The sequence below is a fragment of the Rhizobium sp. L1K21 genome, assembly GCF_024055895.1.
GTDB lineage: Bacteria > Pseudomonadota > Alphaproteobacteria > Rhizobiales > Rhizobiaceae > Ensifer_A.
The window spans coordinates 1-20,840 of the sequence record NZ_JAMXLE010000009.1 but is presented as its reverse complement, the minus strand read 5'-3'; the positions used below and the strand labels follow the sequence as shown (position 1 = coordinate 20,840).

The window sequence follows — 20,840 nt, the reverse complement described above, 5'->3', positions numbered from 1 at the left end:
CGGCAAGGACAGCCACTCGCCATCCTTGCCGTCACGTCTCTTATTGATCGGCTTCTTCTGCCAGGCCGGCCTTGAAGCCTGAAAGGTAGGCTTCGCCATTGGGAATCGCACCGACCCAGGCTTCCTTCGTTTTCTCGAAGGCCGGCTGCCAGGCGTCAATCTCCTCGGGCGTGAGTTTGTGAACGGTCACCCCATGGTCGGTTTCGGCGTTCTTGAGCAGCACCTTCTCCGATTCTGCAAGCAGGTTGGAGGCCCATTTCGAACCCTCGTAACCGCTGTTTTCGTCGATCACTTTCTTGAGCTCGTCCGGCAAGCTGCTGTACCAGTTCTTATTCATGAACAGGCCGACCACGCCGCCGCCGAAGGAGGCACGATAGTTATATTTCAACAACTCGGTCATGGAGAAATCGAACACCGAGGTATCGGTGCTGAAGATCCCGTCTGCGACACCCTTGGCAACCGCCTGATAATATTCCGGAACGCGCAGATTGACCGGTGCCGCACCCATTGACTGCAGCGTAATGGCGCGTTCGCGCGAACCCATGGCGATCTTAAGTCCATCCAGTGTGGTTAAATCCTCCACCTTGTCCTTGGTCCACAAGGAGGTGTTGCCGAAGGTCTGTAGAAGAGCGATCCTCACCGCAGAGTCCTCGGGGATCACTCCGCTCTCATAAAGTTTCCAAAGCGCACCTGCAGCCTTGGCGGGGTCTTTGTAGAGCCCCGGAACACCGACAACGCCGAGGGGGGCAAAGCGCTGACCGTATGCGAGCGGGATGTCCCAACCAACTTCCGCAAGGCCATACTCTACGCGATTGACCGTGTCGCCCATTTTGCCAAGCTTTCCGTCGCAATAGAGTTCGTAGTCGATGCGCCCTCCTGAGGCCGCCTTGATCTTCTCTCCCCAACCGGCCAGAAATTCCTTGCAGGTGAACCCGGCAGAATTGGCACCAGATGCGATGCGCATCGTATATTCCGCCGACCAAGCCGCAGACATGAACGTCTGCAGCAGCAAAAGTGAAGCAACTTGAATTTTCAGGAACTTTTTCATTCTCATCTCCTCCCTAGAGATTTCAGGTTAAGGCAAACGTCCACTCCTTGGATTGGCCTGTAAATCGGCTTCTCCGCAGCAGTCACACGATCTACACTGCTGTATTCCACGTCCCCGATCCCTCTATTGCATTGCCGATGGCAGCCAGGTCACAAGGGAAGGAAACAGAAGAAGCAGCGCGATTTTCATGATTGTCGAAGCGAAAAACGGCCAGCATCCGCGATAGACCTGCCGCAAGCTGATGTTTGGATCGAGCGAAGAAATGACGAAGATGTTAAGGCCAAAGGGCGGCGAAATTTGCCCGGCTTCCATGCAGATCAGCGTCATTATCCCCCACCAGATCGGGTCGAAGCCCAGCGAATGGACAAGGGGCACAAAGATCGGAATTGTAATCAGCATCATGGCAAATCCGTCCATGAAGGTTCCCAGAACCAGATATGCGGCAATCAGAATGAGGACAATTCCTATCGGGCCGAGCTCGAAGTTGCCGAGAAAGTCGACAAATGCCTGGGGAACACCACTGATACCGAAAAAGAAAGTGAGCATCGTGGCACCGAAGAGCAGTGAATAGACCATTGCCAATGTTATGGTCGATTCACCGATTGTCTGCCAGAAATTGCCGACACTGAGCCGACCCCGCGCAAGCGCTATGACAAAGGCACCGACTGCACCGACAGCGCCCGCCTCCAATTCGGTAAACAGGCCAAAATAGATGCCGCCAAGAACGATGCCGATAAGCAGCAAGACCGACCACGAGCCTTTGACGGCATTGGCGATTTCGCCGAAGTTGGCGCGTTGGCCTACCGCCGCATCCTGAGGACGCAGCCACAACCATATGGCAACGGCGGACATGTAGAGCCCCGCCGCCAGAAATGCCGGGATCAAGGCACCAATGAAGAGACGCCCGATCGATTGCTCGGTCATGACCGCATAAAGAATGAGGGCGGAAGATGGCGGAAACAATTGCCCCAGAGTACCGCCGGCAGCGATTGTGCCGGATGCCAATTCTCGGGAGTAGTTACGGTCCTGCATTTCTCGCAATGCTATGCGCCCGATTGTCATCTGTGTAACGATTGATGAACCTGTGACGGTTCCAAAGCCGGCGCAGGCAAGAATGGAGGCGAATGCAAGCCCTCCGCGAATGTGACCGACCAACGCGTTTGATAGGCGATAAAGATCTGCACCTATACCCGCAACGCTGGCGAAAGCTCCCATAAGCAGGAAAAGCGGTAGAACCGAGAGAGAATCCTGCACAATGAAACTGGTCGTCTCAGAACCGATAGCACCCAAGCCCGCAGAAGAGCCGAAAAGTGCCGAGGCGCCTACGAGACCGGCAAGGCCCATGGCAACCCCCACCGGCACCATGAACATGATCAACACCCACATGGCAAATACGACCAAAAGAGCAAGCGCCACCGGGCTGTCCGGCTTCAAATAAGTGTAGAGGCTGCTGTCCACGACGCCGAAAAGGGCAAGAAGCATGTGCGCGGTGAAAATTGCTATACCCGCAACAATGACAGCAGACGACGAGCTTGCACGGACCGCCCGAAGAGCCAGACTGACGGCTCTGGACAGCATGACGATAGCACCAAGCCCGATGGCCCCGGCCATGATCCGAAAGAAGGGCGCAACCGGCAACGCCGTCATCAATGTCGTCTGGTGTCCAGCTGCCATGCGGTCTGCAGTCATCCAGACTTCGAAGCCGAGCACGCCGAAAAAAATGACACCAAGCACAGCCGCACCAAAATAAAAGAGCCTTTTGCCCTGGTCGTTTAACAGGTGCGAAACGAGATCGACTTCCAGCGAAGCGCTGACCGCCAATCCATAAGGGAGGCACGCCGCCGCCGCGAGCGCGACTAGCAGCGTGCTGATTTCGTTTAGACCGTAAAGGCTGATACTCATCGTGTTGCGCATGACTATGTTGGCTATGGTCAGGACTGCGATCAACAAAAGCGATGCTACTGCAAGCAGGGCAACCCGCCGGCCGGCTGCCAGAAAGAGAGACTCTATCAAAGGTTTTTCGCTTGGCCTTGCGTGCGAACCTTCCAAATGGTCACTAGCCATGAGCGTCCTCCCAACCCTTGACAGCTAAATGAATTATCAACAGCTAACAGGCTCTTTCAAAGCTTTCAAGTCATAAAAGCATATTTATGTGTTTTATGGTTGGCGGTAGCTCTCCTACTTTGACTAAAGTATTGCTTTATATAGACAAAATATGAATTCATTCCTATTTGCAGAGAGCATGCCACATCAAAGTGCCCTACAGTGCTTGAAAACAGCTGTTCCCCACCTCCTGACGCAGGTTTGGATCAGTCTTCTCAAGCCCGGTCTTTTGTGGCGCTGGTTAGTCCTGCTTGTATGAGAACGCAGAGTGATCAATTCAGGTCGGCATGGCTCTCTCTACTCGAGGGAGAATGTAAGGATTGTGTTTTTTGACCAGGAATTGCGCATCCGGCATTTTCTGGCGATTACTTGAGACCCGACTGTGACGGTTTCCCGAGAGAGCCTGAGACCCTCGTTAATTGTAAAGCGACATCCGCCACCTGCCGCTCCATAGTCGCCGGTTAGGCAAAGCAACGCGACGATCAGGTATGTGTAGTTCGATTAATAGTGAGGGAGCGATCCTTCGCCCGAAATGGGTAACGTAGGGCAGCTTTTTCTACTGCATGCTGTTATGCGAAACAATCGAAAACGACGCTTTCATTTGAAGGTTATCACCAGTCAGACGCCAGCAACACGCACAATGAGTTTGCCGAAGTTTTCGCCGCGAAACAGTCCGAGAAACGCGCTTGGTGCTGCATCCAGACCACTTACAACATCTTCGCGATATTTCACCTCACCGGACGCTATCCATTGAACCATGTCGCGTCGAAAGGCGTGTGTCATGTCGAGAAGGTTATCAAAGATAAATCCATTCAGCGTAAGCTGTTTGACGAGAATTGTCGCATGAAGGTCATACATCCGGTCTCGGCCTAAGGGCGAAGGTTGGTGGCGGTCAACCGAAATGGTCCCGCAGATGGGTATGCGGGCACCAGCATTAAGAAGCGGGATCGTGTCTGCGAAAATTTCGCCGCCGACGTTATCGAAATAGACGTCGATGCCATCCGGGCAAACGGCCGCCAGGTTTTCAGCAAAGTTTTCTGCCCGATGATCGACAGCTGCCACGAGACCAAGCTCTTCCGTCAGCCATGAACATTTCGCGGCACCACCAGCGATGCCGACAACACGAGCGCCTTTGATACGGGCCACCTGAGCTGCCACAGAACCAACGCCGCCCGAAGCTGCCGATACCAGCACCGTTTCGCCAGGCTTTGGCATACCGTAGCGCAGCATGCCGCCATATCCGGTTTGACCCGGCATGCCGAGCACGCCAAGGGCCGTCGAAATGGGGGCCAGGTCGGGATCGATTTTTCTCAAACCGGATCCCGGTACGGTGGCATGGGTTTGCCATCCATGGCGGCTTTCGACGATATCGCCCACCGCAAGCGACGCCTCGCGGCTTTCCAGAACCCGCGAAACCGTTCCGCCGATCATGACTTCGCCGATGCCGACACTCGCCTTGTAGTTCCCACCATCGTACATGCGAGCCCGCATGTAAGGGTCGAGCGACAGGAAAAGCGTTTCAAGAAGCACCTCTCCCTCTTTCGCAGGACTCGGAGAAAAGGCCTCAAGATGGAAATTTTCCACGCCCGGTCCGCTCGGACCGGGTCGAGATGCTAAGACAATACGTTGGCCCTGCATTAAGGCATCTCCTTTGCCTTTAACGAGATGAATCTGTGTAAGGCGTCGGTGACTTCAGTGCGCGAACGGAATTCCACCTGCCAGGAACCGTTCCGTCGGTGGCGTCCCCCACAGGTTGAGCCATCGGCCAGCCAGCCCCTCGGAGATATCCCACGCCTTCGGCTCATACGTCGCATCATTGTCGATATGGGCCAGTTCGATTGAGTTCTCGATGATGCAACCCATGGGATCTGCGAAATAGGTGTAGATGTTTTCGCCTGCGCCATGACGGCCAGGGCCCCAGACAAGCGCATCATCACGAATAGCCAGATTATCGGCAATCCGCTGCAAATCCTGCATGGAGCGCTGGTCGAATGCATAGTGGTGCAGCTTGGTTGGCCCGGTGCCCATGGCAATTGTATGGTGGAAACCATCTTGTGCACGATACCAGCGAAGTCCGTCATCTGCTGTCTTGTCCGAGAGCTTCATGCCGAGAACTTTCTCGCAAAATTCGCCATAGGCGGCGGTGTCTTCCGAAAAGGAATTAAAATGCTCAATGCGTGTCGGACGCGGCCCGCCGCCACCGATATACATGCGCGATTGATTTCGCGCGATGGGCGTGTGGACTTCGATTACCGCACCGCCCGGCGCTACGAGACGAATGGCCTTGTCATAGTGGGGTCCGATTGGCTTGTCGGAGAGGATTTCCAGTCCGTCAGACTTTGCACGCCGGTAGACTTCATCAATGGCGTCCGGGCTAACGGCTTCAAGCCCCATGGCGATCGCTTCGCCTTTGCCCTTCACATAGGTCACTTCATGGTGCCGGTTATTGCTGGATAGGTAAATTGTATCACCGTCCTCTTCGGTAATCCGCAGACCCGCACAATCCATCAGCTTTTCAGCGGCGGCCTTCGGATCGGGTGAAGAAATGACAACATGCCCCATCTGGCGAACAAGATATCCCATTGAGTGACCTCCCTTTGCTCTTGGGATCGCTGCTTTTTTTGCAACGAACATCTTCGAGCACGATCACCTGGCGAAATTGTCAGCGATCATGCGGATGAGGAGTCGATAACGAAAAAATAAATAAAAGTACAGAAAAATATTTTTTTGTTGGAATTATAATTTTACTGGTCTATGAATGTCTTGGCATAACAACGTTGGGAATTTTCGCTCATGCAGCCGGTAAGCCAGACAGAAGTCGCGTATGATTGGATCAAGGCCGAGCTCCTGGACGGGCGGCTCATGCCGGGTGCGAAGCTCAAGATTGCAGAATTGCAAGCGCGAGCTGATGTCAGCGTGGCGGCAATACGAGAGGCGCTGTCCCGTCTCACAACGGAAGGTCTGGTTCATGCTATACCTCAACGCGGCTTTGTCGTTGCGCCTATCTCAAAGGCGGACCTGAAAGATCTCACAGCAGTTCGCATCGAAATTGAAACGAAATGCCTGCGCAAATCCATCGAGGCCGGCGACATCGCCTGGCAAGGCCAACTCAAGGCGATTTGGCATCAGCTGGAAAACACACCGCATTTTGTATCCCCTGAATCAGAAACGCTGAATCCGGCATGGACCGCGCTTCACAGTGATTTCCACGACGCGCTAATTTCCGCTTGCGGCAGCGTCTGGTGGCTGAAGCTGCGCGATCAGCTTTATGCGCAGGCAGAACGATACCGGCGGTTGCTTCTGCCCTATGCCAAGACGGCCCGGAATCCGGATGCCGAACATAAGGCCATCGTGGAGGCAACGCTCGCCAGAGACGCCGACTTCGCCTGCAGCCTGCTTGAAGCGCATCTGCGGCAAACCGCAGATCTTCTCCTGGCATCGGATGCGCCGTTTGAGGACGTTGCCGGCGCCGCTACCAGGTTAAAGACGGAACGACCGCTCACACGTGCTTGAGACTGGACAATAACAAACTGGATTTGGGAGGAACCGTTTTGAAGAATGTGATTGTAACATGCGCCGTGACCGGATCGCTTCACACGCCATCCATGTCGCCCCATCTGCCAATCACGCCCAGTGAAATTGCAGCGGAATCAGTCGCGGCGGCAGAAGCTGGGGCATCGATCATTCACCTGCACGCGCGCAATCCCGAGGACGGGAGACCAACGCCATCGCCGGACGTGTTCTTTGAGTTTCTTCCGCGTATCAAGCAGCAGACCGACGCCATTTTGAACATGTCGACCGGTGGGGCACCCGGCATGTCCATGGGAGAGAGGCTGGCAGCGGCAGAGCGGGCCAGTCCTGAAATGGCATCGCTCAACATGGGCTCACTGAATGTCGGCCTCTATCCGGCGGTCAAGCGCATCAAAACCTTCGAATACGAGTGGGAAAAGCAGTATCTGGAAGGGTCGCGCGGTAATATCTTTGCCAATACGTTTGAGATGATCGGCGAGATTTTGGAGCGCCTCGGCAAGGGCCACGGCACACGGTTTGAGTTCGAGTGTTATGAGCTCGGTCATCTCTACAATCTTGCCCATGTGATGGACGAAGGTCTCTATGACGGGCCTGTCTTCATTCAGTTTGTGCTGGGTGTGCTTGGCGGAACAGCCGCCGAACTCGACAATCTGCTGTTGATGGTGCGCACCGCACAGCGCCTTTTCGGCAACGACGTTGAATTCTCGGTTCTTGCGGCAGGACGCAACCAGATGCCGATGGCAACGCATAATGCACTGCTCGGCGGCAACGTGCGCGTTGGCCTGGAAGACAACCTGTTCATCTCGCGCGGCGAACTTGCGACATCCAATGCCCAGCAAGTCGAAAAGATCGTCCGCATACTCACAGAGCTTGGATACGGAATTGCAACACCCAACGAAGCGCGCGCACGCCTTGAGCTCAAGGGCGCCTCCCAAGTGGCATTCTAAAACTGTGGGCCAACTCAAGAAATCAACGTCACAAAGACACGCAGGAAAAGGTAGGGACAGGAAATGAAACTGGCGAGATTCAAGGCAAATGACGGTGTTCATATCGGCAGGGTCGAACAGGATTCGATTGTCGATTTGACCGCTGCGGGCTTTGGCACATCGATGCGCGCCCTCCTGGAACGTGCCAATTGCGATTTCTCTTTTCTCAGAGATGCAGGCGAGGTTTCCGTGCCGCTTGCAGACGTGGAATTGGTTGCGCCGATTGATGACCCGCAAAAGTTTCTGGCGCTCGGCATGAATTACAAGAAGCATGCGGACAAGGCCAAGGCCGCTGGCGTGCACGTAGCCACAACGCAGACCTGGTTCAATAAACAGGTTTCATGCATTGCCGGACCTTATGCCGAGGTCGACCTTCCGAGAGTGTCCGAACGCCTGGATTTTGAAGCTGAACTCGGCGTCGTGATCGGGCGCAAATGCCGCCATGTAAAGGCCGAGGATGCGCTTGATGTCGTCGCGGGCTATTTTGTCGCCAATGACGTATCGGTTCGGGACTGGCAGATGCGCTCACCAACATTCACGCTTGGAAAATCATTCGACACCCACGGCCCCATCGGCCCATGGATCACGACGGCGGATGACGTACCAGACCCGCAAGCGCTCGATATCAAAGCCTGGGTCAATGGCGAAATTCGTCAAAATTCCAACACATCCGACATGATCTATCAGATCGTCGACCAGATCGCCTATATCTCCCAGGTCTTTACCCTGATGCCAGGCGATATTCTGATCACGGGTACGCCCGACGGCACGGGCATCGAAAGCGACACCTATCTCAAAGTTGGCGACAAGGTTCGCGTCGAGATCGGCAACCTTGGCCATATCGAAAACACCATCGTTGCAGAGGCAGGCGCTTGAGCCTTGGGCAGAGATATGTTGCAAAACGAGATCACAATGTCGGCTGATGCGAAAGCAGAAAGCATCTTGAGCGCAAAGGGGCTTGAAAAGTCGCTAGGCCCGAAAGGCAGCGCGATCAAGATTTTGGGTGGCATCGATTTCAGCGCCAAGGCGGGCGAATTTTTGACGATTGTCGGACCTTCAGGCTGCGGTAAAACCACACTGTTGATGGCAATCGCCGGTCTCTATTCCACTGACGCGGGCCAGGTTCTGTTTCAAGGCAAGACTGTGGATGGACCACCGGAAGGGCTCGCCGTGGTTTTCCAGGACTATTCACGCTCTCTGCTGCCTTGGAAGCGCAACCTCGCCAACGTCTTGTTCGGCATGCGGCGGTTGGGCGTATCGAAACAGGAGAAAGAGGCCATCGCCCGTGAAATGCTGGCAGCAGTCGGTCTCAAGGGCTTTGAGGACAAATACCCTTGGGAGCTTTCCGGCGGCATGCAACAGCGCGTCGCGATTGCCCGCGCTTTGGCGACCCGCTCAAAGCTGCTTTTGCTTGATGAGCCGCTTGCCGCGGTTGACGCGCAAACGCGCGCCGACATGCAGGACCTGCTGCTGAAGCTTGCTAAGCAATTCAACAAAACCTGCATCCTCGTGACGCATGACGTGGAGGAGGCGGTCTACATGGCAGACCGCATCGTCGTGCTTTCAAAACGCCCGACCCGGGTGGTTGAGGAAATTGAGGTGCCGCTCGCCAAGCCGCGCGACCAGCTTACGACGCGAGAGGACGCGGCGTTTTTGAAAATTCGGCATGAAGTGTTCGAGCGCATTCGCTCGTTCAAGGAGGACTGACGCCCGCAAATGGGCACTTAACACAAACGCAATTGCGTTTGACTGAACCGGGAGGAAGAAATGCTAAGACGAAGCTATTTGAAGGGTGCCGTTCTGGCGCTTGCGGCATTGACCATGCCGCTCAATGCCCACGCACTTGACCGGATCAAGGTGGCCTATATGAAGATTCCACCTTTGGCATCGGTCATCCATGGCCTTCAAAGCGGTATCTTCGAGAAGAACGGCCTGGCCGTCAGTTTGACCGTCGTAAATAGCGGGCCGGATCTGATGACCGCTCTCGCGTCGCGTACAGTGGATGTCGGCATGACCGCATCTGCCATCGTTCTCATCGCTAGGGCCAAAGGCTTGCCGCTCAAAGCGATCGGCACCGCTGACGTCGAAAAAGCCAACGATATTCGCAACTGGATCGTGGCGAACAGCAAAGAGGGCATCAAATCTCTAAAGGATATCGAGGGAAAGGTAGTCGGTATCGTTGATAAAAACGGGCCGGCAGACCTGATGGTGCGAGACCACCTGATGGCGGCAGGCGTCGATCCGAATTCCGTTAAATTCGTTGCCCTGCCATTTCCACAGCTGGGACCGGCTCTTGAAGTGGGCAATGTGAGTGCGGTTCATGTAACCGAACCTTTTCATACACAGCTGATGAATTCGGACAAGATCGACGCTGTCGAGCTGGCGGGCGGCCTCACTGCCACACTTGCTGAAGATGGTCCGATTTCTCTTGGCGGCTGGTTCGCCCATGATGAATGGCTTGCTGATCCAAAGAACAAGGAGATTGCCGCACGTTTCCTGAAATCAATTCTCCAATCCAATCGGGAATTGGATGCCGACCGCTCTTTGGTCAACGCGATCTTCGAGAAAGACTTCGGGATGCCACCACCCGTTGCCGAACGAGTACCGCTGCCTTTGAACACAGGATCACTCGTTGCGGAACCGTCCATGTATCAATCGCAGATTAAGGCGCTCGTTCGCACAGGCATCATCGCGGAGGAGTATCCCGCCGAAGACGCCGTCGAGCCGATCGAATACGAGTAGAAAGATGAGGGCGACACGATGCTGAAACTATTCAGGAAGCCAGTCGGACTGATCATCTTCCTTGTGATCTGGGAAGCTGTAAGTGGCCTCGGCGTCGTGTCGTCCGACTATATGCCACGCCTTGCCACCATAGGCGCGGCACTCGTCGATTTCCTTGGGTCTGACCAGTTTTGGGCCAACTTTGCAGCAACGGTTCAGCGCATGCTTCTAAGTCTCGTTGGCGCGGTCGTCATCGCGCTCGGTCTCGCTATCGTGGCTGGGCGATATCCACTCATCAAGCGCACGCTTGAGCCGATAACCGATATTCTGCGCTCACTGCCGCCCCCTGCTCTGTTTCCCCTGCTGATCTTTGTGCTCGGCATCGGGCCTGGCCTTTTCTACTGCATTATCATCTATGGTTGCCTGTGGCCCACCTATATCTCTGCCTCCAATGCTTTGGCGACTGCAGAGCCTGTGCAGGTGAACACAGCGCGCTCCTTCGGCCTGAGTGACTGGCAGATCATGTGGCAGGTTCGCCTTCCTGCAGCGTTGCCTGAGGCCTTTACCGGTATCCGATTGTCTGCAGGTATTTCCCTGCTCGCGACGGTGGCGACCGAGATGCTGGTTGGTGGAGATGGTCTGGGCGCCCTCATTTTCAACGCCGGATTTTCGCTTCTCTGGGACGACATGTATGCGCTGATGTTTATCATAGGCGCGCAAGGGGTTTTGCTCAACACCGTACTTTTCGCGGTGCGCTGGCCGCTCACCGGTTGGCAAATGCGCTATACCGCAACGGGGGCTGCGACATGAAAGCTGCAATGTTGAACAGTCGCATCAACTGGCCCGGCATCATCTTTCTCGTCATCCTGATTGTCGCATGGGAAATTGCGGCGCAGATCGCAAACAGTTTCAACTTTCCCAAAGCGTCCGCAGTGGCGGTTATCATGATTGAGGACTGGCGCAATATTCTTGCCGCGACCGGAATTACGCTGAGGCGCGCAGCCATCGGCTTTCTGATCGCGCTCACCTTCATGCTCCCACTCGGCATTGTTCTCGGCCGCGTGCGCGTACTCGGAGAGATCATCGAACCGGTGCTGGAATTTCTCCGCCCGCTACCGCCCATTGCAGTCGTGCCGTTGGCAATGATGTTGCTTGGTATTGGTGATGTCGCCAAACTCGTGGTGATTGTTTTTGGGGCGTCTTTCCCGATTGTCATCAATACAATCGATGCGGTGAAAGCGCAGGACCCAATGCAGGTCAGGCTCGGCCGCTCGTTGGGTCTGACGACGCTGGAACGCATGGTGCTCATCGATCTTCCCTCTGCACTGCCGCGCATTTTTGCAGGCATCCGACTTTCCATCACCGTCGCGGTTTTGTTGACCGTTGTCTCCGAAATCATCCTCTCAACGGATGGATTGGGCGACTATTTGCGCCTCGGACAATCCGAATTCAGCATGGCCAAAGTCATGACTGCCATCGTGGTGATCGCGATCATGTCTCTGTTGGTCAATGGCGCGACGAACTGGGCCAGCAAACGCGTTCTCGGCTGGCATTACCGCCGTTCGGCGCAGACCAAAATCTAATCTCTGGAGCATTGAGCGAATGGCAAAAGCGAAAAACATCCTGTTCATCATGTTCGACCAGCTACGCTGGGACTATCTCTCCTGCTACGGACATCCGCACCTGAAAACGCCAAATATCGACAGGATAGCTGCCCAGGGTGTCCGCTTCACAAACGCGCGCATTCAATCGCCCCTTTGTGGACCGAGCCGCATGTCGACATACACAGGGCGCTATGTGCACAGCCACGGCTCCAACTGGAATGGCTATCCGCTGAAAGTGGGCGAAATGACGATGGGCGATCACCTTCGCTCACTCGGTATGGATAGTTGGCTTGTCGGCAAAACCCATATGGAGGCCGATGCCGAAGGCATGCGTCGGCTCGGGCTGGAACCGGACAGCGTCATCGGCGCGCGCGTCGCCGAATGCGGCTTTGACGTGTTTGAGCGGGACGATGGCCTTCTATTCGAGGGGCCGCTGAGAGACGTTCTGAAGCACCATTCGAGCGAGAAGTATAACCCATACCTTCAGGAGAAAGGCTATGACAGTCCGAACCCGTGGCACGATTTCGCAAATTCCGGGATCGATGACGCCGGCAATGTTCTATCCGGCTGGTTCCTGAAGAATTCATCCGAAGCTGCCAATATTGCCGAAGAGGATAGCGAAACACCGTACATGACCCGAAGAGGCATCGAATTCATCGAGAGCCAGGGCGACAAACCATGGCTATGTCATCTAAGCCTCATCAAGCCGCACTGGCCCTATATCGTGCCAGCCCCGTATAACGACATGTATGGTCCGGATGACTTCGTTCCGGCCGTTCGTGCCGAAGCAGAGCTTGAGACAGATCACCCCGTCATCAAGGGCATGCATCAATGGCTCGTGGGCAAGACGTTCTCACGCGATGAAGTGCGGGAAACCGTGCTCGGTGCCTATATGGGTCTTATCAAACAGATCGACGACCAGATGGGCGTCCTGTTCAACTATCTCCAGGAGAGCGGCCGCCTGAAAGACACCATGATCGTGCTGACAGCCGATCATGGTGACTATCTTGGTGACCATTGGATGGGCGAGAAAATGTTCTTTCACGACCCCGCCGTGAAAGTGCCGCTGATTATCTTTGATCCGTCAGAAGAAGCCGACGCGACGCGCGGAACAACCGTCGATGCGCTGGTGGAGTCCATCGATCTGGTCCCTACTTTCTATGAGGTGGCTGGTGGCGATATTTCCAATGTAGATCATATTCTGGAAGGCGAATCCCTTATGCCACTTATTCGCGGTGAGGCAAAAGAAACCGCCCGAGTAGCCTCTATTGCCGAATATGATTTTGGCCACACGCCACAGGCCGAGGCTATGAACCTGCATCCCGATGACAGCCGCATGTTCATGGTGGCCACCAAGGATTGGAAGCTCATCCACTTTCTAGGCGGTTTCCGCCCGGTTCTATTCGACCTGAAGAACGACCCGAACGAATTGGTGGATTTGGGAGCCAGAGAAGATCATGCCGACATTATCAAGATGATGTACGGCAAGCTGCATGACTGGTCGCTACGCAATGCCCAGCGCACGACGAAGACCACTAAAAGCATCCTGGCTGGCCGCCGAAACATGGGCCAGACCGGCATTCTGCTTGGCGTTTGGGATGAACACTCACTGCCCCCACAGGCTACCGAACAATATCGAAATCGTAAAGTCGCGGACCATCGCGACCAGGCCCGAAGCCGAGAGATTGAGAGATAAAAATGGATCTAAAAAAGGCTCGTCTTAAAGCAACACTCTTTGCGATACCGCATCTCTTTCGCCTGAAGGCAAAGGGTAGCAGGACCTTTCGCGATTATCTGGCATCGCGCAACTGTGTCGTGCAGATCCGCCTCGCGGATATGAGCATTCTTCGCTACTACAAGTTCGAAAATGGCAAGATCACCTCAGAGGCGCGCCACCATGAAGCGCCCGACCTGATCATGCAGTTCAAGGACATTGATACAGCCGTCACCATGATGACGCCGCCGATCGACTATGGTGAGACGATCCATGCAGGCAAGAATTTCCGCGTCATACTGATGGGTGATGAGGACACGGCCGCATGGTTCACGCAGCTTGCGAGCAAACTCGATTCCGATGGCTGGAAATATGGCGAGGAAATGCCGGATGGCTCTATCCGCTACACGCAGATGACCAATGGCGGGCCGCTACATGTCTATGTGAAAGATGGCCGGATTCTGCGCACAAACATCATTGAGTTTGATGACAAGGATCCGGGCACGTGGACAATCGAGGCACGGGGAAAAACTTTTTCGCCACAGCGCAAGGGCTGCGTCGCGCCCCATTCTCTGGCGATGAAGGGCAATGTCTACGCCGAAAACCGTTTGCTTTATCCCATGAAACGCGTCGACTTCGACCCCGAGGGCGAGCGCAATCTGCAAAATCGCGGCAAGTCGGGCTATGAACGCATCAGTTGGGACGAGGCGCTCGAGATCGTATCGAAAGAGATCATGCGGCAGAAGCAGGCGCATGGCCCGGGGGCCATCGCACTCGCCCATCCATCGCACCATCAATGGGGAAATGTAGGCTATTATCTCTCGTCCATGATGCGCTTCGGCAACCTCATCGGCGTCACCCGCGTGGTTTTGAACCCTGATAGCTGGGAAGGCTGGTATTGGGGCGCGATGCACCACTACGGCAACTCCATGCGGCTCGGCGCAACAGCCGGATATGGAACGCTGGAAGACGCGCTGCAGGAGACTGACCAGATTGTTTACTGGTCCAGTGATCCGGAATCGCAGTTTGGTGCCTATGGCGGCACCGAGGCCAGCGAACGACGCCTCTGGGCCAAGGAACTTGGCATTGATGCAATCCACATTAACCCGCATTATTCGCCAACCGCAGCCTTCACCGGCGGCAAGTGGTTCCCGATCCGGCCCGGCACAGACACAGCCCTTGCCTTTGCGCTCATGTATGTCTGGATTACCGAGGATACCTACGACCACCATTTTGTCGAAAACCGTTCAACGGGCTTTGATGAGTGGAAGGATTACATTCTGGGTGTGACTGATGGCATTGCCAAAACGCCGGAATGGCAGGAAGGCGAAACAGGCATTGCCGCCCGTGACGCCCGCGCGCTCGCGCGCCAATGGGCCGCCAAGAAAACCTATCTGAGCTGTGGCGTGAATGGGGGCGGCTTTGGTGGGGCTTGCCGCAATGCGAGCGGCATTCAGTGGGCGCGCGCCATGGTCATGCTGATGGCCATGCAAGGCTGGGGCAGACCCGGCGTTAATTTTGGCAACCTGACCACGGGCGCGCCGGTCAATCTGGAATTCTACTTCCCTGGCTATGGCGAAGGCGGTATTTCCGGTGAATTGAATGCCACCGGATCTGCCAGCAACAACTACGTGCGCATGCCGCATATCCTGTCCGTGAACCCGGTCACACAGATGATCCCGCGCCAGCGGCTTCCTGAAGCGATCCTCGAAGGCAAAGCTGAAGGCTACCTGCTCGACCCCATGAGCCAGGAAGCACAAATGAGGCCCTTCTCCTATCCCGCACCCGGTTATTCCAAGGTCCACATGCTCTACCGCTATGGCGGATCGTCCATGGGCACCATCAACGGTTCCAGCCGCTTCACTGAGATGTATCGGTCACCCGAACTCGAATGTGTCGTCAGCCAGGGCATTTGGGATGAAGGCGAGACCCAATTTGCAGATATCATTCTGCCCGCTTGCACGCAGTTTGAGCGTTGGGATATCGGCGAATGGTCCAATACCGGCGGCTTCGGCTTTCAATGGTATTCGCAGTTGAATCACCGGATTATCGCCATTCAGCACAAATGCATCGAGCCGCTGGGTGAATCCAAATCCGACTACCAGATCTTCTGGGACATCTGCAAAAAGCTCGGCATGGGTAACCTCTTCTCCGAGGGTTGTTCCGAGCTGGATTGGGCCAAACGCGTCTTTGAATCGAGCGATATCTCCAAACACATCAAATGGAAGGAGCTTCTCAAACGCGGCTATTACGTGCTGCCACCGGAAAAGGAGGCACATAAAGCCGATGTGGACATGCGCTGGTTTTACGAAGGCCGCCCTAAGAACTTACCCGAGCCCTTCCCGCTTCCCGGTGCCTACAGTGGACGGTTCCTCAGTGGTTTGCAGACCCAGTCCGGTAAATTCGAATTTATCCCAAGCTCGCTCAAGCGGCTGGAACCCGAAAGCCCGGATCGACCAGCATTGTTGCAGTACAAAGCGGCGTTCGAGGGCGCGCGCTCAGGCGAACGCTACGAAAAATATCCAATCCAGCTTCTGACCCCGCATCAGCGCTTCAGCTTCCATACGGCGCAGGACGGCAAAGGCGGCACGCTAAACAGCGTGGCTGATCACCGCATCAAGGTTGGTGACAAATATTTCTGGATTATCCGGCTCAGTGAGGCGGATGCTGCAGCACGCGGTATCGCGCACCATGATCTCGTGAAGGTCTTCAACGACCGTGGTGCCGTTATCTGTGCTGCTGAAGTGACCAACCGAATTGCCGATGGCGTTGCCCATTCCTACGAGTCTGCGGCCCGCTATGAGCCGGTCGGCGATGGCAATGAGCAAGTCGATATTGGAGGCTGCATGAACATTCTGACGCCTGCTCGGATGCAGGCAAATGGAACCGTGGCATCCGCCGGTTCACTCTGTCTTGTCGAGATCGAGAGGGTTTTGGACATAACCGCTATCATGGAGGCCGCCGAATGAAAAAGCTCCACATGATCTTCGACGTCGATCGTTGCAACAATTGCAACAACTGCGTTCTCGCGACAAACGATGAGTATCTGGATAATGATTTTCCGGGCTACTCAGCACCCCAATCGGCAACAGGCTCTCCATGGCTCTCCATTGAGCGTGTCGAGCAGGGCTCCGCACCCCTGATAGACATTGCCCACGTGGTCAACACCTGCCAGCTTTGTGCCAATCCGCCCTGCGTAAACGCTCAGACAAAAGACGCAGTTCATCAGCGCGAAGACGGCATTGTCATCATTGATCCAGAAAAAGCCAAAGGCAGGCGCGACATTGTGGCTGCCTGTCCCTATGGCCAGATTTTCTGGAACGATGATCTCGAGCTTCCACAAAAATGGACCTTCGATGCGCATTTGCTGGATGGTGGCTGGGCCCAGCCGCGGGCATCTCAGGTTTGCCCCACCCGTGCTCTGACGACGGTTTTTGCAGACGACGATGAAATGAAAGAACGCGCCGAACGCGAGCGCCTTCGCATCAAAGAGCCTAAAAACGATTCGCGACCACGGTTCTATTACAAAAACCTCGATCGCACGGACCATATATTTATAGGCGGGAATCTCTATGCGGATATTGGCGGTCAGGAAACATGTCTCGAGGCCATACCGGTGGAGCTGTGGAGCGCAGGTGAAAGAATTGCGGAAACGACCACCGATGGCTTCGGAGATTTTCGCTTCGAACGGTTAAAGCCCCGCCCCACAAGCGGCGAGGTGCGGGTCAGGCAGGAAGCGCAAGGTGACCAGATCGTTTGCAAGTTTATTGGTTTGCAGGCAAGCCAATATGTCGGTTCAATAGAAGTTGACCTGATTGGAACGTAGGTCTCAGCGGGGTATTGCCAAGTTGGGGTGCCTCCTGAGACGACAATGTTCAATCGGTCCTTCACTACGCGGCGGATTGTGAAACTCGGAGCACTCACCACGGGAGGCAAGAGGCCCTCGAAGCTATGGCCGTCGATTGGGGGCTCACCGGATACGACCGGTTGTTCTTCGTCGACCTCGGTCTGAAGGGCGTATGCAACGTTGCGCTGCCGATGATGATCTCAGCGGCACCAGGCTATTCGCTCGACCTCCCCTCCCCCAGGCGTTCGACGAAGAGCTCAACCCCTCTGACGTCTTTCAATGCCGATCAAATGGTTTCGCCAAGGCAAATCCTGAGTTTGCGGATCAGCCGCGACTTTGAGGATGAAGGGGTCATTCGTCCCCTCCCCGTCCGGTCAGCATTCCGAATTTTGAATGGCTCAACCCCGTTTGCATTGTATCGCCCGTTGCTGTCCATGGGCGAATAAGGGCTTTTGCCGCACGCCCTGGAATCGGTCATCCCGGCCAAACTGCCTGAGTAATTCTGACCGGAGGCTCACAGGCCTTAATCCCAGTGTTTGATGCGACGCGCTCCTGCTGAGTCGCGGTGAAAATGACTGGTTACTGGGATTTGCGATTTTTTGAGTGTGTTTTTGCGCCGGAGCTTTCTGCTCAACCTCGGCAAAATTGCCGGGGAAAACGTAGATTGGTTCTCAAAAAAGAAAGAGACTTAAGTTACAGTAAAACAACGAAAAACACTGATGAACTCTCTTCTTTGCGGGGTGACCAGCGGACCCTTGTTAAGACTTTGTTAACCAAAAACCGCTTGCACCAGAACCGGAATCACCCATAGTAATAACGCTTTCCCGTGTGCTGTATCCGAAAAAGCGTTATTTCAAAGAAAGTGAGACTTCGGTGGTTTCGATCATTGAGCAAGATGAGTTGGATTTCGATGAAGAAATTATCCAACAGGGCGAGTTGATCTCTGATAGGCTCAACATGCTCCGGTTGGAACAGTACCCACCTGATGCACAGAAGGGATTGCGACTATTCTCGCTGGCGGAGGTGGCAGACTTTATTGGGGTTACACAGAACCACATAAAGAAGCTTCATCTCGACGGCAAAGGGCCTATACCAACGGTCTCGTCTTCAGGTCGCCGTTCCTACACAGCGGAGCAGATGCTTGAACTTCGCGAGTATCTTGACAAACATGGTCGCAGCGACGTCAAGAACTACGTTCCTCGGCGACGAGAAGGGGAGCATTTACAGGTCATATCGATTGTAAATTTCAAGGGTGGTTCGGGGAAAACAACTACCACTGCACACCTGGCCCAATATTTGGCTTTGACAGGACATCGCGTCCTTGCAATCGATCTGGACCCACAGGCGTCGCTGACCGCTCTGCACGGGGTACAGCCTGAACTCGACAAGAACCCCTCATTTTTTGAGGCGTTGCGGTACGACGATTCCCGACGTTCGATCAAGGAAATCATCCAGGCCACAAACTTCCCTGGCCTCGACATCGTTCCAGCGAATTTGGAGCTTCAGGAATATGAATACGAGACCCCCCTGGCGGCGGCGAACTCTCACGAAGGGCGCCTTTTCTTCACTCGCATTTCAAAAGCCTTGAAAGAGGTCGACGATCAATATGATGTTGTTGTAATCGATTGCCCACCACAGCTGGGCTATTTGACACTGACTGCTCTGACTGCATCCACTGGCGTATTAATCACCGTTCATCCTCAGATGTTAGACATCATGAGCATGAGCCAATTTCTATTGATGCTTGGCGGAATTCTCCAATCGATCAAGGGAGCGGGCGCGAAGGTCAAGCTCGATTGGTTCCGGTTCTTGGCGACCAGGTATGAAGCAACGGACGGTCCGCAGGCGCAGATGGTCGGTTTCATGCAGGCCATGTTCAACAAAAGAATGCTTAACAATCAGATGGTCAAGTCGACTGCTATTTCCGACGCCGGGATCACCAAGCAAACGGTCTACGAGGTTGATCGTTCGCAATTCGTGCGGGCAACGTACGACCGCGCGTTGGAATCTTTGAATGCAGTCAATGGTGAGATTACGGCCCTTATTCACAAGGCATGGGGACGAAAGTAATGCAAAAATTGACAGCCGTGCAGATTGGCAAAAAACAATTACAGTTCAATATGATATCCTTGAATTTAGGTGACGCGAATGGCTAGGAAGCATCTTCTAACCAACATCGGTGCCCAGCCAGCGAAACCTGCTGGTGCGAGTGGCCCTGGAGAGTCCCGCGTTGACTATGCGAAGCGGGGCGCATCAAGATCAATGATGCAGTCTCTGGACGACCTTGCTGAAAACTCAATGCGAGTTCTTGAGGGTGATGTAGTTGTTTCGTTAGACCCGAAAACGCTGACCCCCTCCCCTTACAAAGATCGAATTGGCGAAGATCGCGAAAAAGATCAGGAGCTGCTGGAAGCCATAAAAGAGGCCGGTCAACACCAACCCGTTCTCGTCCGGCCAGATCCCAATGCAAGCGACCGTTACATCATCGTATTTGGGCACCGACGTGTACGTGTCGCCGAAAAGCTTGGAATTAAAGTTCGAGCCGTTATCAAGCCGCTCGAAGAGATTGCACACGTTATTGCCCAAGGGCAGGAGAATTCCGCGAGGCACGATCTCAGTTTTATTGAGAAATCGCTTTATGCACGCCGTCTTCAAGATTCAGGAATAGACAAGTCGACAATCAAGACGGCACTGACAGTTGATGATACGTTGCTATCTCGGATGCTCTCAGTCGTCGAGACAATCCCCGATCCGGTTCTAGACGCGCTTGGAGCGGCTAAGGGTGTTGGTCGCGATCGCTGGGAAGATTTAAAGAAGATCGTTCAAATTCCGGCGAAGGCGGCTCAAGCGCTCGAAACGGTCGACAGCGACACGTTTGCGTCGCTTGAGGAGCAGGAACGTTTCCCATTTCTGATCGAGCAGTTGAAGGCAGCACGGGCAAAGAAGCCAAAAAGCAAACGGCCATCGGAAAAGGCTTGGAGCCTGTCAGACGATGCAGTGAAAGTCTCCACGAAAGACAGCGGACGAGCTTTCACCTTGGCTCTAAAGTCAAAGGATGCGTCACGTTTTGGCGCATATTTGTCGAATCAACTCGAGCGCCTTTATCAAGAATTCCAGGAAAACAGCGAGGAGGGCAACGACTGATTAAACTGCCGTATCCCAACGGCTACTGAAAAAATGGCAAAGAAAAAGGCCACCGAAATCGCTTCCGGAAGCCCCTTCTTATCTGTAGCAACTTAAGAATCGCACTTCCGAGAATCACAGTCAAGACTCTTTTGAGTCATGA

17 protein-coding genes are annotated in these 20,840 nt (G+C 54.6%); 13 read left to right on the top strand and 4 right to left on the bottom strand.

Annotated features, from left to right (window positions below; all coding sequences use genetic code 11):
- Window positions 1–40: 40 nt before the first annotated feature.
- The 4 genes from dctP to NHF56_RS19530 form a co-directional block, all read right to left on the bottom strand.
- Complete coding sequence (gene dctP / locus NHF56_RS19545; protein WP_252807728.1) at window positions 41–1,048, bottom strand: TRAP transporter substrate-binding protein DctP; 1,008 nt, start codon at window positions 1,046–1,048, stop codon at window positions 41–43.
- Window positions 1,049–1,171: 123 nt separating this feature from the next.
- Window positions 1,172–3,112 (bottom strand): TRAP transporter large permease subunit, encoded by a 1,941-nt coding sequence (locus NHF56_RS19540; protein ID WP_252807726.1) that lies wholly within the window; start codon window positions 3,110–3,112, stop codon window positions 1,172–1,174.
- Window positions 3,113–3,769: 657 nt separating this feature from the next.
- On the bottom strand, window positions 3,770–4,789 hold the full coding sequence (locus NHF56_RS19535; protein WP_252807724.1) for an NADP-dependent oxidoreductase: 1,020 nt from the start codon (window positions 4,787–4,789) through the stop codon (window positions 3,770–3,772).
- 54 nt (window positions 4,790–4,843) lie between these two features.
- Complete coding sequence (locus NHF56_RS19530) at window positions 4,844–5,734, bottom strand: VOC family protein (protein WP_252807723.1); 891 nt, start codon at window positions 5,732–5,734, stop codon at window positions 4,844–4,846.
- Window positions 5,735–5,944: 210 nt separating this feature from the next.
- On the opposite strand from NHF56_RS19530, the gene NHF56_RS19525 reads away from it, so the two are divergent.
- The 13 genes from NHF56_RS19525 to repB all read left to right on the top strand — a co-directional run bounded on the left by NHF56_RS19525 (window position 5,945) and on the right by repB (window position 20,698).
- The gene (locus NHF56_RS19525; RefSeq protein WP_252807721.1) at window positions 5,945–6,664 is read left to right on the top strand and encodes a GntR family transcriptional regulator; all 720 of its coding nucleotides are present in this window, start codon (window positions 5,945–5,947) and stop codon (window positions 6,662–6,664) included.
- A 38-nt stretch (window positions 6,665–6,702) separates the two neighbouring features.
- A complete protein-coding gene (locus NHF56_RS19520) occupies window positions 6,703–7,629 on the top strand; it encodes a 3-keto-5-aminohexanoate cleavage protein (protein WP_256995434.1) in 927 nt (308 codons plus the stop codon).
- 63 nt (window positions 7,630–7,692) lie between these two features.
- Entirely contained in the window at window positions 7,693–8,544 is an 852-nt protein-coding gene (locus NHF56_RS19515) for a fumarylacetoacetate hydrolase family protein (RefSeq protein WP_252807719.1), read from the top strand.
- Between the two features lie 36 nt (window positions 8,545–8,580).
- Window positions 8,581–9,375 (top strand): ABC transporter ATP-binding protein, encoded by a 795-nt coding sequence (locus NHF56_RS19510; protein ID WP_252807718.1) that lies wholly within the window; start codon window positions 8,581–8,583, stop codon window positions 9,373–9,375.
- A 60-nt stretch (window positions 9,376–9,435) separates the two neighbouring features.
- Complete coding sequence (locus NHF56_RS19505) at window positions 9,436–10,410, top strand: ABC transporter substrate-binding protein (RefSeq protein WP_252807715.1); 975 nt, start codon at window positions 9,436–9,438, stop codon at window positions 10,408–10,410.
- Window positions 10,411–10,428: 18 nt separating this feature from the next.
- Window positions 10,429–11,199 (top strand): ABC transporter permease, encoded by a 771-nt coding sequence (locus NHF56_RS19500; RefSeq protein WP_252807713.1) that lies wholly within the window; start codon window positions 10,429–10,431, stop codon window positions 11,197–11,199.
- Entirely contained in the window at window positions 11,196–11,972 is a 777-nt protein-coding gene (locus NHF56_RS19495) for an ABC transporter permease (RefSeq protein ID WP_252807711.1), read from the top strand. The genes NHF56_RS19500 and NHF56_RS19495 overlap by 4 nt, the downstream gene beginning before the upstream one ends.
- A 19-nt stretch (window positions 11,973–11,991) precedes the next feature.
- A complete protein-coding gene (locus NHF56_RS19490; protein WP_252807709.1) occupies window positions 11,992–13,689 on the top strand; it encodes a sulfatase-like hydrolase/transferase in 1,698 nt (565 codons plus the stop codon).
- Window positions 13,690–13,691: 2 nt separating this feature from the next.
- Window positions 13,692–16,676, top strand: coding sequence for a molybdopterin-dependent oxidoreductase (locus NHF56_RS19485; RefSeq protein WP_252807707.1), 2,985 nt, complete (start codon window positions 13,692–13,694; stop codon window positions 16,674–16,676).
- Entirely contained in the window at window positions 16,673–17,533 is an 861-nt protein-coding gene (locus NHF56_RS19480; protein WP_252807705.1) for a 4Fe-4S dicluster domain-containing protein, read from the top strand. The genes NHF56_RS19485 and NHF56_RS19480 overlap by 4 nt, the downstream gene beginning before the upstream one ends.
- 125 nt (window positions 17,534–17,658) lie before the next feature.
- Window positions 17,659–18,000, top strand: coding sequence for a hypothetical protein (locus NHF56_RS21055; RefSeq protein WP_373456346.1), 342 nt, complete (start codon window positions 17,659–17,661; stop codon window positions 17,998–18,000).
- Between the two features lie 427 nt (window positions 18,001–18,427).
- The gene (gene repA, locus NHF56_RS19470) at window positions 18,428–19,624 is read left to right on the top strand and encodes a plasmid partitioning protein RepA (RefSeq protein WP_252807703.1); all 1,197 of its coding nucleotides are present in this window, start codon (window positions 18,428–18,430) and stop codon (window positions 19,622–19,624) included.
- A gap of 78 nt (window positions 19,625–19,702) precedes the next feature.
- Entirely contained in the window at window positions 19,703–20,698 is a 996-nt protein-coding gene (repB, locus tag NHF56_RS19465) for a plasmid partitioning protein RepB (RefSeq protein ID WP_252807702.1), read from the top strand.
- Window positions 20,699–20,840: the final 142 nt, after the last annotated feature.